The organism is Mycobacterium kansasii ATCC 12478, assembly GCF_000157895.3.
Classification (GTDB): Bacteria; Actinomycetota; Actinomycetes; order Mycobacteriales; family Mycobacteriaceae; genus Mycobacterium; species Mycobacterium kansasii.
On the sequence record NC_022663.1, the window covers coordinates 2,633,818 to 2,649,438 of the forward strand.

Here is a 15,621-nt window from a genome sequence, read left to right on the forward strand (position 1 = left end):
TGGAGTTTGCCAGCGGCCACCGACACCGCCGCCCAGCACCCCACCACCGCCAGCGTGACGCTGCACGCACCGCCCCGCATCACCCACACCACCGCCAGCGTGACGCTGCAGTCACATTCGGAGTCCGGCGTGACTGCAGCGTCACGCTCGGCGCTACGGCAGGGCATCAAACTGGCCATCGGCCTTCGAGAACCTGGGTACCATTTCCTAGCTGTCCTGACGTTGTCGGGCCACCGGGGATTGGAGCGGCCGATGCCGTCGTACGTGATCGCGGCACCCGAGGCTATCGCCGTAGCGTCGGGGGATTTGACCGGGATCGGGGAGGCGATCAAGGGGGCCGCCGCTGCGGCGGCGCCCTCGACGACGGGAATTATCGCGGCGGCCGGCGACGAGGTGTCGGCGGCGATCGCGAGTCTTTTTGGCAGCTACGCCCAAGAGTTTCAGCAGCTAACCGTCCAAACGTCGCGGTTTCACGCCGAGTTCGTGCGTGCGTTGGCTGCGGCTGGGGCCGCGTACGCGGCCGCCGAGGCCGCGAATATTTCGCCGCTGCGGGCGCTGTTGCAAACCGCCGAGCGCCTGGGGATTTTCGCGCCCGTTGAGCGGCTGATCGGACGTCCGCTGTTCGGTAGCAGCCTCGAGGCCAGCAGCGCCAGCGGGGCCGTCGGCGCAACTCAGCCCAGCACGCTGCTCAGCACGGCCACCAACGAGGCGGGCCTGTCCGGGGCGGTGAACTACGCCGCCACCCAAGCCCTCGCCGCTCCGGCCACGAACGGGGTGACCGGGGTCAAGTCGGGGTTCTCCTTCCTGCAGATTCCGATTGGCCCGTCCTCCTTCCTGGGCATTACGATTCCTCAGTTCAACTACCCCGCCCCGGCACACTGGTACTTCCCCACCCAGGCCGACGGTTCGGTCAACGCCACCGGAACCATTTACCTGCAGCACGGCTTCGGGGCAATTGGCTGGTTCTACGAGCCGCTGGCCGTCCAGTTGGCGCAGCAGACCAACAGCGTCGTGGTCGTTCCCACCGTGCCGTCAATTCCGTTGCCGTTCGGCCTATGGATCGGCAGCCCGCAGATGCAGCAAGGCGTGGCCTCGTTGTTCCTCGGTAGCCAGACAGCGCTGAACATCAGTGCGAACCAGGCCGGTTACCTGGGCACGCTGCCGCAGGATTTCATCCTGTCCGGACACTCCGCCGGCGGCGGGCTCGCCACGATCGCCGGCGGCGATTACCTCGCGAACCTCGGGACGGCCACCAACCACCTGAAGGGTGTGGTGATGTTCGACGGAGTCGCCAACAATGCCACAGCTTTTGGGGCTGCGGTAGCCAACCTGCAGTCGGCCAGCGTCCCCGTCTATGTGGTGGCCGCGCCACCCCAGCCGTGGAACGCCTTCGGTGGCACCACCAATCAACTGGTCAGCCTGTACCCGAACCAGTTCGTCGGGGTCGAGATTGTCAACGGCTCGCATGTCGACTCGATGCTGGGCGGAAACCCGATCATCGACTTCGCCGCCCAGCTGCTCACCGGCTTCTCCCCGCCCGGCGCCACCGCGGCGGTATACACGCTGTCTTCGGGCTGGATCAACGACATCTGGGCCGGGGCGAGCCCGACCAGCCCGATGTACGGGATCTACGGTCCCACCGGCGGCTACGTGGCTCCCGGGGGCCAGGCGATCATCCTGGGCCAGGCCGCCGGCATCGTTCTGCCGGCCTAATCGACTGCGGCGCGGGTCTTTCCAGGCTCTTAGCCGAGAATCAGACCGGACGTCGGCACGCCCGTCCCCGCGGTAACCAGGACGTGCTCGACGTCGGGCACCGGGTTCACCGACGTGCCGCGCAGTTGGCGCACTCCTTCGGCGATGCCGTTCATTCCGTGGATGTAGGCTTCGCCGAGCTGGCCGCCGTGGGTGTTGATCGGCAGACGTCCCCCTACCTCGATGGCGCCGTCGGCGATGAAGTCCTTGGCTTCGCCGCGGCCGCAGAATCCCAACTCCTCCAACTGAATCAGGGTGAACGGGGTGAAATGGTCGTACAGCACAGCGGTCTGGATGTCGGCAGGCTTCAAGCCGGATTGCGTCCACAGCTGCCGGCCCACCAAGCCCATCTCCGGCAGGCCGTCGAGTTCGGGCCGGTAGTAGCTGACCATGGTGTACTGGTCTGGGCTGGAGCCCTGTGCGGCCGCCTCGATGACCGCGGGGCGCTGCTTGAGGTCCCGTGCCCGCTCAGCCGACGTCACCACGATCGCTACCGCCCCGTCAGTCTCCTGGCAGCAGTCCAGCAGCCGCAACGGCTCGGCGATCCACCGCGAATTCTGGTGGTCCTCAATGGTTATCGGCTTCTGGTAGAAGTAAGCTTTCGGATTGTTGGCCGCATGCTTGCGGTCGGCCACCGACACCGCGCCGAAGTCCCGGCTGGTCGCACCGGACAGGTGCATGTAGCGCCTGGCGATCATGGCGACCTGGGCCGCCGGCGTCGAAAGCCCGTGCGGATACGAGAATGAATTGTCCACGCCGGTCGAGTCGGCGTTGGCCGTGAGCCGGGTCTGCACCTGGCCGAACCGCATGCCGGACCGCTCGTTGAATGCGCGGTACGCCACCACCACGTCGGCCACCCCGGTTGCGACGGCCATCGCCGCGTGCTGGATGGTCGCGCACGCGGCCCCGCCGCCGTAGTGGATCTTGGAAAAGAACTTCAGCTCACCGATGCCCACCGCGCGTGCCACCGCGATCTCGGTGTTGGTGTCCATCGTGAACGTGGTCAGCCCGTCGACGTCCGCCGGAGTCAGACCGGCGTCGTCCAGCGCATCCAGCACCGCCTCGGCCGCTAGCCGCAGTTCGCTTCGGCCGGAGTCCTTCGAGAAGTCGGTGGCGCCGATGCCGACGATGGCGGCCTTACCGGACAACACTAGGCATCCCCCATCGTCAGCTTCACCGTAGCGATCACATGGTCACCAAGGCTGTTGCGGCCCAACACCTTCACCGTGATCACGCCGTCGTCGACAGCGGTCACCTCACCGGCGAACGTCACCGTGTCGTAGGCGTACCACGGCACCCCGAGCCGCAACCCGATCGACTTGATCAGCGCCGACGGCCCCGCCCAGTCGGTGACGTAACGCTGCACCAGCCCGGTATCGGTAAGGATATTGACGAAGATGTCCTTCGAGCCTTTGGCCTGTGCTTTGTCCCGGTCATGGTGGACGTCCTGAAAATCACGGGTGGCCAACGCCGTCGAGATGATGAACGTGGGGTCGCCATACAGTTTCAGCTCGGGCAGTTGCGTACCCACAGCCACAACCGGGGCGCTCATGCGTCCGGCTCCCAGGCATACAGGGTCCACTCCGGGCCGGAGTCACCAGCTGGGAAATCGATATACATTGCGCGAACCGGCGTTCCGATCTCCACCCGTGACGGGTCGACGTTGCGCAGCTCACCCAGCATACGCACGCCTTCCTCCAGCTCTACCAGCGCAATCACGAAAGGCACTATGCGGCCTGGCACCTTGGGTGCGTGGTGCACCACGAAGCTGAACACCACGCCGCGACCGCTGGACACTGCGTAATCGATCGGCGCGGAAGGCTCCTGCCACACCGCCGGAACCGGCGGATGCTGCAGCGTGCCGTCGGGCCGTCGTTGGATGCGCAACTCGTGAGCCGCAACACCTTCCCAAAAGAACGCGGTGTCACGCGACAACGACGGCCGCATCATCGCATCGGGATCCAGATCATCAGGGACCGCGACGCCAGGCGTCGTAGCGGGCCTGAATTTCAAAATACGCCAATCCATCTCGGCGACGTCCTCGTCGCCGACGCGCCAGACGGTGTGCTGGTTGACGAACCAGCCTTCCCCGAGCGCGGTCTGCTTGGGCCCGACGACGTCACCGAGCTCGGCGGTGATGGTGACCTGCTCGCCCGGCCGTAAGTACCGGTGATAGATCTGCTCACAGTTGGTGGCCACCACACCGATATAGCCGGCGTCGTCGAACAGCTTCATGACCGGACCCAGCGGGTCGTCCTTGGGTCGTTGCCCGCCAAGCCCGTACATCGTCCAGACCTGGATCATCGCCGGTGGCGCGACAATCCCCGGATGGCCGACGGCCCGGGCGGCGTCGTCATCGACGTAGATGGGGTTGCGGTCGCCGATGGCCTCCACCCAGTTGTTGATCATCGGCTGGTTCACCGGGTCCCGGGCGGCGCGCGGCTTACTGCTGCCGGCCGCCTTGATCTGTGTGACGGCTTCCCGGATATCGGTCATCGAGGCACCCTTGGCACTTTGAGGCCGGAGGCGGCGATCATCTCTCGCATGACCTCGTTGACGCCACCGCCGAAGGTGATCACCAGATTGCGTTTGGTCTGGGAGTCCAGCCACTCGAGCAGCTCGGCCGTGTCCGGCTCGGCCGGGTTCCCGTATTTGCCGACGATCTCTTCGGCAAGCCGACCGATACGCTGAACACGTTCGGTGCCAAAGACTTTCGTAGCCGCGGCATCGGCCACGTTGATGTCCTCACCGGCGGCAGCGACCTGCCAATTGAGTAACTCATTGATCCGCCATGTCGCGTGGATCTCGCCGAGTGCCCGCTTGACATCGTCGTGGTCGATGGTCGCGACACCGTCGGCGCCCGGCTTGCACGCCCAGGCACGCACCCGGTCGTAGATGCTGGCGAAGCGGCCGGCCGGACCCAGCATCACTCTCTCGTTGTTGAGCTGGGTGGTGATCAGCCGCCAGCCGCCGTTCTCCGCACCGACGAGCATGTCGACGGGCACCCGGACGTCGTTGTAGTAGGTGGCGTTGGTGTGGTGGGCTCCATCGGACAAGATGATCGGCGTCCACGAGTAGCCGGGGTCCTTGGTGTCGACGATCAGAATCGAAATGCCTTTGTGTTTAACGGCTTCCGGGTCGGTCCGACATGCCAGCCAGATGTAATCGGCGTCATGGGCTCCGGTGGTGAAGATCTTCTGGCCGTTGACAATGTACTCGTCGCCCTGACGCACGGCCGTTGTCCGCAACGACGCCAGGTCGGTGCCGGCTTCGGGTTCGGTGTAGCCGATGGCGAAGTGCACCTCACCCGCCAGGATCGACGGCAGGAACTTCTGCTTCTGCATCTCACTGCCGTACACCTGCAGGGTGGGTCCGACGGTCTGCAACGTCACGGCGGGCAGCGGCACGTCGGCCCGATGCGCCTCGTTGACGAAGATCTGCTGCTCGATCGGACCAAAACCGCGGCCGCCGAACTCCTTTGGCCACCCGACGCCGAGCATGCCGTCGCGGCCCATCCGCCGGATCACGGCACGATACGCGGCGCCATGTCGGTCCTTCTCCATCTCCTTGGCCTCGTCGGCCGAGATCAAATTCGAGAAGTATTGCCGTATCTCGGATTGCAGCTCCCGCTGCTCCGGGGTCAGGTCGATGAACATTGCACTCCGGGTTTCTCTGCCTGGCGACCCGCCGCGCCCGGCTGCGCCGCGCTTGCGATCGCCACGGGTTTCTCTGCCTGGCGACCCGCCGCGCCCGGCTGCGCCGCGCTTGCGATCGCCACGGGGTCATCTGCCTGGCGACCCGCCGCGCCCGGCTGCGCCGCGCTTGCGATCGCCACGGGTTTCTCTGCCTGGCGACCCGCCGCGCCCGGCTGCGCCGCGCTTGCGATCGCCACGAGCTCGAGACGATGCGACGGCCCGCCCAGTAATCGCGTCAGGTCTTTGATCGTGGAGTAATACCGGTGCATCGGATAGGTGATGTCCATTCCCATGCCCCCGTGCAGGTGGTGACAGATCTGCATCACCGGTGGCGCCTGAGACGTCAACCAATATCCGAGCACGTCGAGTTCGTCATCGGCGTCACGACCTCCGGCGAGCCGCCAGATCACCGACTTCGCCGCCAGATCGATAGTGCGCGAAGCGATGTAGACCTCGGCGAGCTGCGCGGCCACGGTCTGGAAAGTAGACAGTGGCTTCCCGAACTGCTTCCGGTTGGCCACGTAGTCGGCGGTCAGACGAAGCGCTCCGGCCACCAGCCCGTCGGCATACGCACCCAGCATCGCCAAAGCCAACTGGTTGACCCGGTGCGGCGAAGCGCCCACCAGCACATCGGAATCGGCAACGGCCACATCACGCAACGTCACCGTGTACTCATCCGAGCCGTTCGACGTCGGCGTGCGGGCCAACTGCACACCCTCGGCCTTCGGCGACACCACCACGACGGCACTGTCGGCGGTGACGATCAGCCACTCCGCATGCCCGGCATATCCGACACCGATCTTGGTGCCCGACAGCCGGCCACCCGCAAAACTGGTGGACGGCCGGTCGGGCAGCGGGGCGCCCGGCTCGTTGAGTGCCGCGGTCAGCACCGACCCCTTGGCGACCCCGGCCAGGTAACGGTCCTGCTGCTCAGCGGTGGCCAGATTAAGCAGCGGCACCGCACCCAAGCCCAGCGTTGCCAGCGCCGGTGTCACGGCACCGTGCCGGCCGGCTTCGGTCAGGACGGTCCCCACCTCGAGCAGCCCCACCCCGTCGCCGCCGAGCCGTTCCGGCACCGGCAGTGCCGTCACTCCGCCGTCGACCAGCGCAGCCCAGGAGGCATCCCGCTGCAGCACCGACGTGACCACATCGGCAACCGCCTGCTGTTCCGCGGTGAGATCGAAGTCCATTACCGCGCCACGGAACTCGAGACGCCGCCCGCCACCGCACTGGGCGCACTGGCGGCTACCGGGCACTTGCCGGCGTAGTCGACCTGCCAGTGCTTGATGCCGTTGAGCCAGCCCGACCGCAGCCGCTGCGGCGCTGAGATGGGCCTCAGGTCCGGCATGTGGTCGGCGATGGCGTTGAACATCAGGGTGATGGTCAGCCGGGCCAAGTTGGCTCCGATGCAGTAATGCGCGCCGGTGCCGCCGAAGCCCACGTGCGGGTTGGGGTTGCGCAAGATGTTGAACGTGTAGGGGTCTTCGAAGACCTCTTCGTCGAAGTTCGCCGAGCGGTAGAACATCACCACCCGCTGGCCCCTCTTGATCTGCACGCCGGACAACTCGTAGTCCTGCAGCGCGGTCCGCTGGAAACAGGTGACCGGAGTGGCCCAGCGGACGATCTCGTCGGCGGCGCTCTCCGGACGCTCGTTCTTGTACAGCTCCCACTGGTCGGGGTGGTCCGCGAACGCCATCATGCCCTGGGTGATGGAATTGCGACTGGTCTCGTTGCCGGCCACGGCGAGCATCACCACGAAGAAGCCGAACTCGTCGTCGGAGAGCTTTTCACCGTCGATGTCGGCCTGAATCAGCTGCGTCACGATGTCGTCGCCCGGATTCTTGGCCTTGTCCTCGGCCATCTTCATGGCGTAGCTGATCAGCTCCACCGAGGACGCCTTCGGGTCGACATGCGCGAATTCCGGGTCTTCGGTGCCGGTCATCTCGTTCGACCAGTGGAACAGCTTCCCGCGATCCTCCTGTGGCACACCCAGCAAACCCGCGATGGCCTGCAGCGGTAGCTCACACGACACCTGCTCGACGAAGTCGCCGGAACCCTCGGCCGCTGCCGCTTTGGCAATCTTGTGGGCACGCTCGTTGAGTTCGGCCTCCAGGCGTCCGATGGCCCGCGGCGTGAACCCGCGCGAGATGATCTTGCGCAACCGGGTGTGGTGGGGTGCGTCCTGGTTGAGCATGACGAACCGCTGCACCTCGATGTCCTCGCGCGCGATGTCGTTGTGGAAACGCGGGATCACGGTGTTCTCGTAGCTGGAGAACACGTCGCTGCGCCGCGACACCTCCTTGACGTCCTTGAGCTTGGTGATCGCCCAGAAGCCGCCGTCGTGGTAGCCGCCGCCGTGGCCGGGTGCCTGCTCGTTCCACCAGATCGGTGCGGACGCCCGCAGTTCGGCAAATTCGGCGACCGGGAGCCGCTCGGCGTAGATGTCGGGGTCGGTGAAATCGAACCCAGGTGGGACATTGGGGCAAGGCACAGTAGTTCTCCTAACTGCAGTCTTCGTTGACCAACGTGCGCCAACTTGCGCTAGCGTGCGCTAGCTCGCGCCAGGCGATCCCTGGACAACTAGGACAACTCATAGTCACTAGTTGTCCTAGTGATGCTCTATTGCCAGTAAAACATGCCTTCACCGCATACAAAAGGCACCGACGCATCGTCGCTTGTCATAGTAATGAAACGTGTTCTAGCCTGGCTCCATGGGTAACCCGGTAATCGTCGAGGCCACACGCAGCCCGATCGGCAAGCGAAATGGGTGGTTGTCAGGTCTGCACGCCACCGAGCTGCTCGGAGCGGTGCAGAAGGCACTGGTGCACAAGGCCGGGATCGATGCGGGAGACGTCGAACAGGTCATCGGCGGCTGCGTGACCCAATTCGCGGAGCAGTCCAACAACATCAGCCGCACCGCGTGGTTGACTGTGGGGTTGCCCGACCACGTCGGCGCCACCACCATCGACTGCCAGTGCGGCAGCGGGCAGCAGGCCAATCACCTGATCGCCGGGCTGATCTCGGCCGGCGCGATCGACGTCGGCATCGCCTGCGGAATCGAGGCGATGAGCCGGGTCGGCTTAGGGGCCAACGCGGGGCCGGACCGCAACTGGCGGGCCGAGTCGTGGGACATCGACATGCCCAACCAGTTCGAGGCCGCTGAGCGAATCGCCAAGCGCCGCGGCATCACCCGCGAGGACATCGATGTCTTCGGGTTCCAGTCGCAATTGCGCGCCAAGCGCGCCTGGGACGAGGGCCGTTTCGACCGGGAAATCTCGCCCATCGAGGCGCCGGTGCTCGACGAGCAAAAGCAACCCACCAGCGAGCGCCATATGGTCACCCGCGACCAGGGCCTGCGGGACACCACCATGGAGGGGCTGAGCCAGCTGAAACCGGTGCTGGAAGGCGGCATTCACACCGCGGGCACGTCATCGCAGATCTCCGACGGCGCGGCCGCAGTGTTGTGGATGGACGAAGACAAGGCCAAGGCACTCGGCTTGAAGCCGCGCGCCCGGATCGTCAGCCAGGCGCTCGTCGGCGCGGAGCCCTACTACCACCTCGACGGTCCGGTGCAGTCGACGGCGAAGGTGCTCGAAAAGGCCGGCATGAAGATGGGCGACATCGACATCACCGAGATCAACGAGGCGTTCGCCTCCGTGGTGCTGTCCTGGGCGCGGGTCCACGAGCCGGACATGGATCGGGTCAACGTCAACGGCGGTGCGATCGCATTGGGCCATCCGGTGGGGTGCACCGGCAGCCGGCTGATCACCACCGCATTGCACGAGCTGGAGCGCACGGACCAAAGCACCGCGCTGATCACCATGTGCGCCGGCGGTGCCCTGTCCACCGGGACCATCATCGAAAGAATCTGATGGCGGTCTCCGACGAAGACCGCGTCGCCGCGGCGCAGGCCTACATCGACGCACTGGTCAGCCATGATGCCGACAAGGTGCCGTTCGCGCCCGGCTGCACCCGGGTCGAGCAGGGTGTCAAGAACGGGTTTTCCGGCGCTCACCTGCGGCGCAGCCTCAACCGCGGGCTTCAGTACCGGGTGATCGCCGATGCGACACCACCGGACTATCGCATCGTCGGCGACGAGGTGCATGCGACCTACGACGTGCTGACCAAGGCCGCTTTCGCCGGGCGGCGGATTGCCTCACGGGTCAACGAGACGTTCGTGATTCCCGCCGATAGCCCCAGCGGGAAGGCCGAGATCGCGCACATCGTCGTGCGCTTTCGCCCGTTCATTCAGCGGTAGCGCGCCCGTAGGATGTCGTCATGCCGAAGTCGCCGCCGAGGTTTCTGAATTCGCCGTTCACCGATGTTCTGATCAAGTGGATGTCGCGCCTCAATACCTGGATGTATCGACGCAACGGCGGCGAGGGCCTCGGTGGCACCTTCCAGAAGATCCCGGTCGCTCTGCTGACCACCACCGGCCGCAAGACCGGCCAGCCACGGGTCAGTCCGCTGTACTTCCTGCGCGACGGCGACCGGGTGATCGTCGCCGCCTCCAAGGGCGGCGCCGACAAGAATCCGATGTGGTACCTCAACCTCAAGGCCAACCCCAAGGTTTCGGTGCAGATCAAAAAGGAAATTCTCGATCTCACCGCGCGCGACGCCACCGACGAAGAGCGCGCCAAGTACTGGCGGCAGTTGGTCGACATGTATCCGACCTACGAGGACTACCAGTCCTGGACCGACCGGACCATCCCGATCGTGGTCTGCGAGCCCTAGCGACCGGGCGCGGCGGGCCGCATCGGCCGGTTGTCGCGTTGAGGTGGCCACGTCGGCAGTCCTCGCCGTGCCGACGACCACTGTGCCAGCAGTGACGGGCGCGCCTTCTGGCGCACGTCGTAGTCACTTGCGCCGCACAGGTCCCCGTCGGCCAAGGACATTCGTTGTGCCCAGCTACCCGCGACAACCGCAGTGGCGGGCGGAGTCCTGGCGGGTGGGCCGAGAACCCGGACAAAGAACGTCGCGCCGGCAACCGGCCGGCTACGTCAACCCGTCAAACCCGTTGACGCCCAACAGGTTCCCGCCGGTGCCACCGGTCCCGCCGGCACCCGTGGTCGGGCCGGTCCCGGCGTTACCGCCGTTGCCGCCGTTCCCGATCAGCACCGCATTGCCGCCGTCGCCGCCGTCGCCGCCGGTCGTCGTGCTGTCGCCGCCGGCGCCACCGGCACCACCGACACCCACCAGCCGCCCGGCGGTGCCACCGGTGCCACCGGTCCCGCCGGTGATGGTGCCGAACCCGCCGGCTCCGCCGATACCGCCGCAGCCGAGTTGGCCGGCGTTGCCGCCGCTGCCCCCGGCTCCGCCGGTCGAGCCGCCGAAGCCGCCCGTCCCGCCAGGCCCGGCGCTGGAGAACAGCAGACCCGCATCGCCGCCGTGACCTGCGGCCCCGCCTTTGCCGCCCACGCCGACTCCGCCGGTCCCACCGAGCCCGCCGCTGCCGAACAGCAGGCCGGCGTTGCCGGCGTCCCCGCCGTGACCGCCGTTGACGACGCCAACCCCGCCGGTTCCACCGGCCCCGCCGGGCCCGCCGACCAGGCCGGCGTTGCCACCGGCTCCACCGGCACCCCCGGTGGCGTGGCCGAACGCGCCGTTCCCGCCGTTACCGCCGCCGGCTCCGACCAACCCGGCAAGCGATCCGGAGGCGCCGCCCGTCCCACCGGCCCCGCCGACGCCGCCCAGGCTGAATCCACCGGCACCGCCGGCCCCACCGGCGCCCAACAGCCCCCCGACACCGCCGCTGCCGCCGGCCCCGCCGATCTTGGTGGGCCCGAATCCCGTTGCGGGTCCACCGGCCCCGCCGACGCCGGCGTTGCCCGAGAACCATCCCCCGGCTCCACCGGTCCCGCCGGCCCCGCCGTTACCCGTCGAGGAGCTTCCGCCCGCTCCACCGGCGCCCCCGGAGCCCAACAGCCCGCCGGCCCCGCCGGTCCCGCCGTCTTGGCCTATGTCCGCCGCCCCGGACCCGCCGGATCCGCCGTCGCCGAGCAACCATCCGCCGGGCGCGCCGTTGGCTCCGGTGCCCGGGGCCCCGTTGACGCCGTTGCCGATCAGCGGGCGCCCGGTCAGCGCCTCGGCAGGCGCGTTGATCGCATTGAGCACAGCCTGTCGCACCGGCGGCAGTGGCGTGGCGGGATTCGGGCCGTTGGTGCCGTTGGCGCCCAACAGCAGTCCGGCAGTGCCGCCGGCGCCGTTGCCGCCGAGGGTCGGGCCGGTCCCGCCGTTGCCGCCGTTGCCGCCGTTGCCGACCAGCACGGCGTTGCCGCCGGCTCCGCCGTCGCCACCGGTCGTTCCGCCTTCGCCACCGGCCCCACCCGCGCCGCCGATGCCTATCAGGCGGCCGGCGGTGCCGCCGTCGCCGCCGTGACCGCCGGTAGTGCTGCCGTAGCCGCCGGCGCCGCCGATGCCGCCGCAACCCAGCAGTCCACCGACCCCGCCGGCCCCGCCGGCCCCGCCGATGCCACCGCCACTGAACCCGCCGGCTCCGCCTGATCCGGCGCTGGAAAACAGCAAGCCGGCATTGCCGCCGCGCCCGCCCGCCCCGCCGTCGCCGACGGCGCTGAATCCGCCGTCCCCACCGATGCCGCCGCTGCCGAACAGGAAGCCGGCGCTCCCGCCGTCGCCGCCGATCGCTCCGGTGCCGGCTTTGAGGCTGCCGCCGGCGGCGCCGCCGGCGCCGCCGGGTCCGGCGAATAGGCCCGCGTCGCCACCACGGCCTCCCGCGCCCCCGGCCGTGAGACCGAAGCCACCGGCCCCGCCGTCCCCGCCACCGGCGCCGACCAGCCCGCCGAGTAGCCCGCCGGCCCCGCCGGCCCCACCGGCCCCGCCGTCACCGCCGCTGATACCAACGCTCGTTCCACCCGCACCGCCGGCCCCACCGGCACCCAGCAAGCCGCCGGCCCCACCGATCCCGCCCGCACCGGCCTTCCCCGCCGCCGATACGGCCGCTCCACCGGCGCCGCCCACACCCCCGTTGCCCGACAACCACCCGCCGGCCCCGCCGGCGCCGCCGGCCCCCGCGGCCTGACCGGCAAACGCTGAGCTGCCGCCGGCTCCACCGGCCCCGCCGGAGCCCAGCAATCCGGCGGCCCCACCCGCGCCACCGGCGCCGCCGGGTGTGGAGATCGTTGCGGGCGCACCGGACCCGCCGGCACCACCGTCACCGAGCAACCAACCGCCCGGCGCCCCGTTGGCGCCGGTGCCCGGGGCGCCGTTGGCGCCGTTTCCGATCAGCGGGCGCCCGGTCAGCGCCTGGACCGGCGCGTTGACCGCGGCAAGCAGTTGCGCCAGGGGCGAAGCGTTGGCCGCCTCGGCACCGGCATAGGCCGCCGCGCCCGCGGTCAACGCCTGCAGGAACTGCTGGTGAAACGCCGTCGCCTGCGCGCTGACCGCCTGGTACGTCTGGGCGTGGCTGGAGAACAGCACCGCGATCGCGGCCGAGACCTCGTCCTCAGCTGCCGCCAAGATCCCCGTGGTACGTGCCGCCGCGGACACATCCGCGGCATTGAGCGTCGAAGCGATACTGGCCAGATCCGTTGCGGCCGAATCCAGGATCTCGGGCACCGCGATCAAAGTCGACATCTGACACCTCCCGATGGGTCATGACATCCCTGCTGGTGTCCGAGCACCCGCGACATGGTCGGTAAAAGACGCACCGTATCGCGGCGAAAGCAGCACGTCCTGGACTTCGCCAGGATTTCCGGCGTCTCGTAGGTACTGCAGCCGCAAATAACTCAGTAGGTGAGTCCGGCCATCAGCGGAAGCAACGCCAGCGGTAACGACGGCGTCTTGCCGGTCGTCGGCAGGAACGTGTAGCGCGTCACCCGGCGCAGCCCCAGATGCTGACTCTGCTTGTACGCCGCCGAATTGATCGCTTCCCGGGGGAACAACAACGACTCGAGAAGCTCCGGCCTGAGCGACGGTCCCGGCTCGCCGCCAACCAACCGGCCCACCACAACGGCTGCACGGTCGAGCACCGGCCAGGGCCCATCGCCGTCGCAGACCAGGTGAGCGAGCACGCTGTCGTCGGACCCGAATACGGTCACATCGTCCTTCTTGCGGACGGTCTTGGCGATTTGCCGCCGGTCGGGATCACTGAGCGTCGCTGGAGCGGGCTTCTCGTTGATCGAGCTGATCCGGCCCAAGACCGCGCCGCCCGCTCCGCGCACCTCGACGTGGATGTCGTTGCCGACGTCCATGCCCGTCAAAGTCACGAGCTTCCAGAACTTCTGCGCCGCTTTGCCGCCGCTGTGCACTCGGGCGGTACGGGCCAGCAGAACGTTATCGGTTCCGCGGAGCTCCCACCGGTGGCCCAGCGGCGAGGCGCCGGCGCAAAAGACGGCCGAGAGGCCGCCGGGACGAGCCAACTCGCCGAGCGATCGTGCCACGGCTTCATCCATGCGAAGCAAAATATCGCGGGCCGGCTAGTCGGGCCGTACCGCCTAAAACTCAGTCAGGCCCCGTACACCGGAACCGGTGGCCGCGACTTGGCCAGCAGGTCGGCGACCACGGGCCCCAACTCGGCGGGATCCCATCGCGCGCCCTTGTCGACCTGCGGGCCATGTGCCCACCCCTCGGCGACCCGGATGATGCCGCCCTCGACCTCGAACACCCTTCCGCTGACATCGCGGGATTCGGCGCTGCCCAGCCACACCACCAGCGGGGAGATGTTCTCGGCCGCCATCGCGTCGAAACCCTCGTCGGGCTTGGCCATCATCTCGGCAAAGACGGTCTCGGTCATGCGAGTACGGGCCGACGGTGCGATGGCATTGACGGTGACGCCGTAGCGGACCATCTCCGCGGCGCCGACGAGCGTCATCGCCGCGATGCCCGCCTTGGCGGCGCTGTAGTTGCCCTGTCCGACGCTGCCCTGCAGGCCCGCACCGGAGCTGGTGTTGATGATCCGGGCGTCAACAGTTTTCCCTGCCTTGGACAGTCCCCGCCAATATGACGCGGCATGCCGCATCGTGGCGAAGTGGCCCTTGAGGTGCACGGCGACGACGGCGTCGAACTCCTCCTCGCTGGTGTTGGCCATCATGCGGTCGCGCACAATGCCGGCATTGTTCACCAAAACGTCGAGGCCACCGAAAGTTTCGACGGCGGTCTGGATCAGGCCGGCCGCCTGGTTCCAATCGGAGACGTCGGATCCGTTGGTGACGGCTTCGCCACCGGCCGCGGTGATCTCGTCGACCACGCCCTGCGCCGCGCTGCCGCCGCCTGCGGGCGAACCGTCCAGCCCCACCCCGATGTCGTTGACCACCACGCGCGCGCCCTCGGCCGCGAAGGCCAGCGCATGCGCGCGACCGATACCGCCGCCCGCTCCGGTGACGATGACGACTCGGCCGTCAACCAGGCCCATACCTTTGCTCCTTACTGGTTACTTGTTGGCGCTCGAGGCGGCCAGATACGGCGGCGGCTCGCCGCCGCCGTGCACCTCCAGCGTGGCGCCGCTGATATACGACGCCACGTCGGACGTCAAAAACGCTGCGGCCCATCCGACGTCGGTGGGTTTTGCCAGCCGGCCCAATGGCACCGTGGCCGCGACTCGGGCCACCGACTCGGCGTCTCCGTAGAACAGCCCGGATTGTTCGGTCTCGACCATGCCGACCACCACCGCGTTGACCCGGACCTGCGGAGCCCATTCCACTGCCAGTGTGGCAGTGAGGTTTTCGAGCCCGGCCTTGGCCGCCCCGTATGCAGCGGTACCCGGAGTGGGACGGCGACCGCTGACACTGCAGATGTTCACGATCGACCCACCGCGCTCCTGCTCTTGCATCAGCGCGTTAGCCTGCTGCGAAACGAGCAGCGGTGCAAGCACATTGAGCTCGACGATCTTGCGGTGAAAGTTGTGCGTCGCCTCGGCCGCCAGGGCGTAGGGCGACCCTCCCGCATTGTTGACCAACACGTCGAGGCGGCCGTGCCGTTCCGCGATGGCGCCCATCATCCGGCCCACCGAATCCTCGTCGCGAATGTCGCAGGCGTGGAACTCATACGGCAGGCCTTCGACGACTCGTCGCGCGCAGGTGATGACCGTCGCGCCCTGTTCGGCGAAGACCGCGCTGATACCGGCGCCTACTCCGCGAACGCCGCCGGTCACCAACACCACCCGCCCGGCCAGCCCCAGATTGACAGCTTCTCCAGCCAGAGGGCCTCGTTCGGCACG

13 protein-coding genes and 1 pseudogene are annotated in these 15,621 nt (G+C 68.0%); 4 read left to right on the top strand and 10 right to left on the bottom strand.

Annotated features, from left to right (window positions below; genetic code table 11):
- Positions 1 to 6: 6 nt before the first annotated feature.
- Positions 7 to 1,713, top strand: coding sequence for a PE family protein (locus MKAN_RS11310; RefSeq protein ID WP_023368403.1), 1,707 nt, complete (start codon positions 7 to 9; stop codon positions 1,711 to 1,713).
- A 29-nt stretch (positions 1,714 to 1,742) separates the two neighbouring features.
- Here MKAN_RS11310 and MKAN_RS11315 read toward each other — a convergent pair whose 3' ends face one another.
- The 6 genes and pseudogenes from MKAN_RS11315 to MKAN_RS11340 form a co-directional block, all read right to left on the bottom strand.
- Positions 1,743 to 2,903 (bottom strand): lipid-transfer protein, encoded by a 1,161-nt coding sequence (locus tag MKAN_RS11315; protein ID WP_023368405.1) that lies wholly within the window; start codon positions 2,901 to 2,903, stop codon positions 1,743 to 1,745.
- Entirely contained in the window at positions 2,903 to 3,304 is a 402-nt protein-coding gene (locus MKAN_RS11320; RefSeq protein ID WP_023368407.1) for a MaoC family dehydratase, read from the bottom strand. Before MKAN_RS11320 ends, MKAN_RS11315 begins: the two co-directional genes overlap by 1 nt.
- Complete coding sequence (locus tag MKAN_RS11325; protein WP_023368409.1) at positions 3,301 to 4,248, bottom strand: bifunctional MaoC family dehydratase N-terminal/OB-fold nucleic acid binding domain-containing protein; 948 nt, start codon at positions 4,246 to 4,248, stop codon at positions 3,301 to 3,303. Before MKAN_RS11325 ends, MKAN_RS11320 begins: the two co-directional genes overlap by 4 nt.
- Positions 4,245 to 5,408 carry an acyl-CoA dehydrogenase FadE29 gene (fadE29, locus tag MKAN_RS11330; protein ID WP_023368411.1) on the bottom strand — a complete coding sequence of 388 codons (1,164 nt, stop codon included), beginning with the start codon at positions 5,406 to 5,408 and terminating at the stop codon, positions 4,245 to 4,247. The genes MKAN_RS11325 and fadE29 overlap by 4 nt, the downstream gene beginning before the upstream one ends.
- A gap of 233 nt (positions 5,409 to 5,641) precedes the next feature.
- A pseudogene (locus MKAN_RS11335) lies at positions 5,642 to 6,637 on the bottom strand (acyl-CoA dehydrogenase family protein); the annotation flags it as partial.
- Positions 6,637 to 7,938: a cytochrome P450 gene (locus MKAN_RS11340; RefSeq protein WP_023368415.1), complete on the bottom strand. Its 1,302-nt coding sequence runs from the start codon at positions 7,936 to 7,938 to the stop codon at positions 6,637 to 6,639. The pseudogene MKAN_RS11335 and the gene MKAN_RS11340, both read right to left, overlap by 1 nt.
- A 220-nt stretch (positions 7,939 to 8,158) precedes the next feature.
- On the opposite strand from MKAN_RS11340, the gene MKAN_RS11345 reads away from it, so the two are divergent.
- The 3 genes from MKAN_RS11345 to MKAN_RS11355 are packed head-to-tail and all read left to right on the top strand — an operon-like array spanning position 8,159 to position 10,181.
- Positions 8,159 to 9,319, top strand: coding sequence for a steroid 3-ketoacyl-CoA thiolase (locus MKAN_RS11345; RefSeq protein WP_023368417.1), 1,161 nt, complete (start codon positions 8,159 to 8,161; stop codon positions 9,317 to 9,319).
- Positions 9,319 to 9,705 carry a DUF8021 domain-containing protein gene (locus MKAN_RS11350; protein ID WP_023368419.1) on the top strand — a complete coding sequence of 129 codons (387 nt, stop codon included), beginning with the start codon at positions 9,319 to 9,321 and terminating at the stop codon, positions 9,703 to 9,705. The genes MKAN_RS11345 and MKAN_RS11350 overlap by 1 nt, the downstream gene beginning before the upstream one ends.
- 20 nt (positions 9,706 to 9,725) lie before the next feature.
- Positions 9,726 to 10,181 (top strand): nitroreductase family deazaflavin-dependent oxidoreductase, encoded by a 456-nt coding sequence (locus tag MKAN_RS11355; protein WP_023368421.1) that lies wholly within the window; start codon positions 9,726 to 9,728, stop codon positions 10,179 to 10,181.
- A gap of 261 nt (positions 10,182 to 10,442) precedes the next feature.
- Here the strand turns inward: MKAN_RS11355 and MKAN_RS11360 are convergent, their stop codons facing one another.
- The 4 genes from MKAN_RS11360 to MKAN_RS11375 all read right to left on the bottom strand — a co-directional run bounded on the left by MKAN_RS11360 (position 10,443) and on the right by MKAN_RS11375 (position 15,603).
- A complete protein-coding gene (locus tag MKAN_RS11360; protein ID WP_023368423.1) occupies positions 10,443 to 13,040 on the bottom strand; it encodes a PE family protein in 2,598 nt (865 codons plus the stop codon).
- Between the two features lie 152 nt (positions 13,041 to 13,192).
- Positions 13,193 to 13,858 (bottom strand): hypothetical protein, encoded by a 666-nt coding sequence (locus tag MKAN_RS11365; RefSeq protein WP_023368425.1) that lies wholly within the window; start codon positions 13,856 to 13,858, stop codon positions 13,193 to 13,195.
- A gap of 53 nt (positions 13,859 to 13,911) precedes the next feature.
- The gene (locus MKAN_RS11370; protein WP_023368427.1) at positions 13,912 to 14,817 is read right to left on the bottom strand and encodes an SDR family oxidoreductase; all 906 of its coding nucleotides are present in this window, start codon (positions 14,815 to 14,817) and stop codon (positions 13,912 to 13,914) included.
- A gap of 18 nt (positions 14,818 to 14,835) precedes the next feature.
- Entirely contained in the window at positions 14,836 to 15,603 is a 768-nt protein-coding gene (locus MKAN_RS11375) for an SDR family oxidoreductase (RefSeq protein WP_225722936.1), read from the bottom strand.
- Between the last annotated feature and the right edge of the window lie 18 nt (positions 15,604 to 15,621).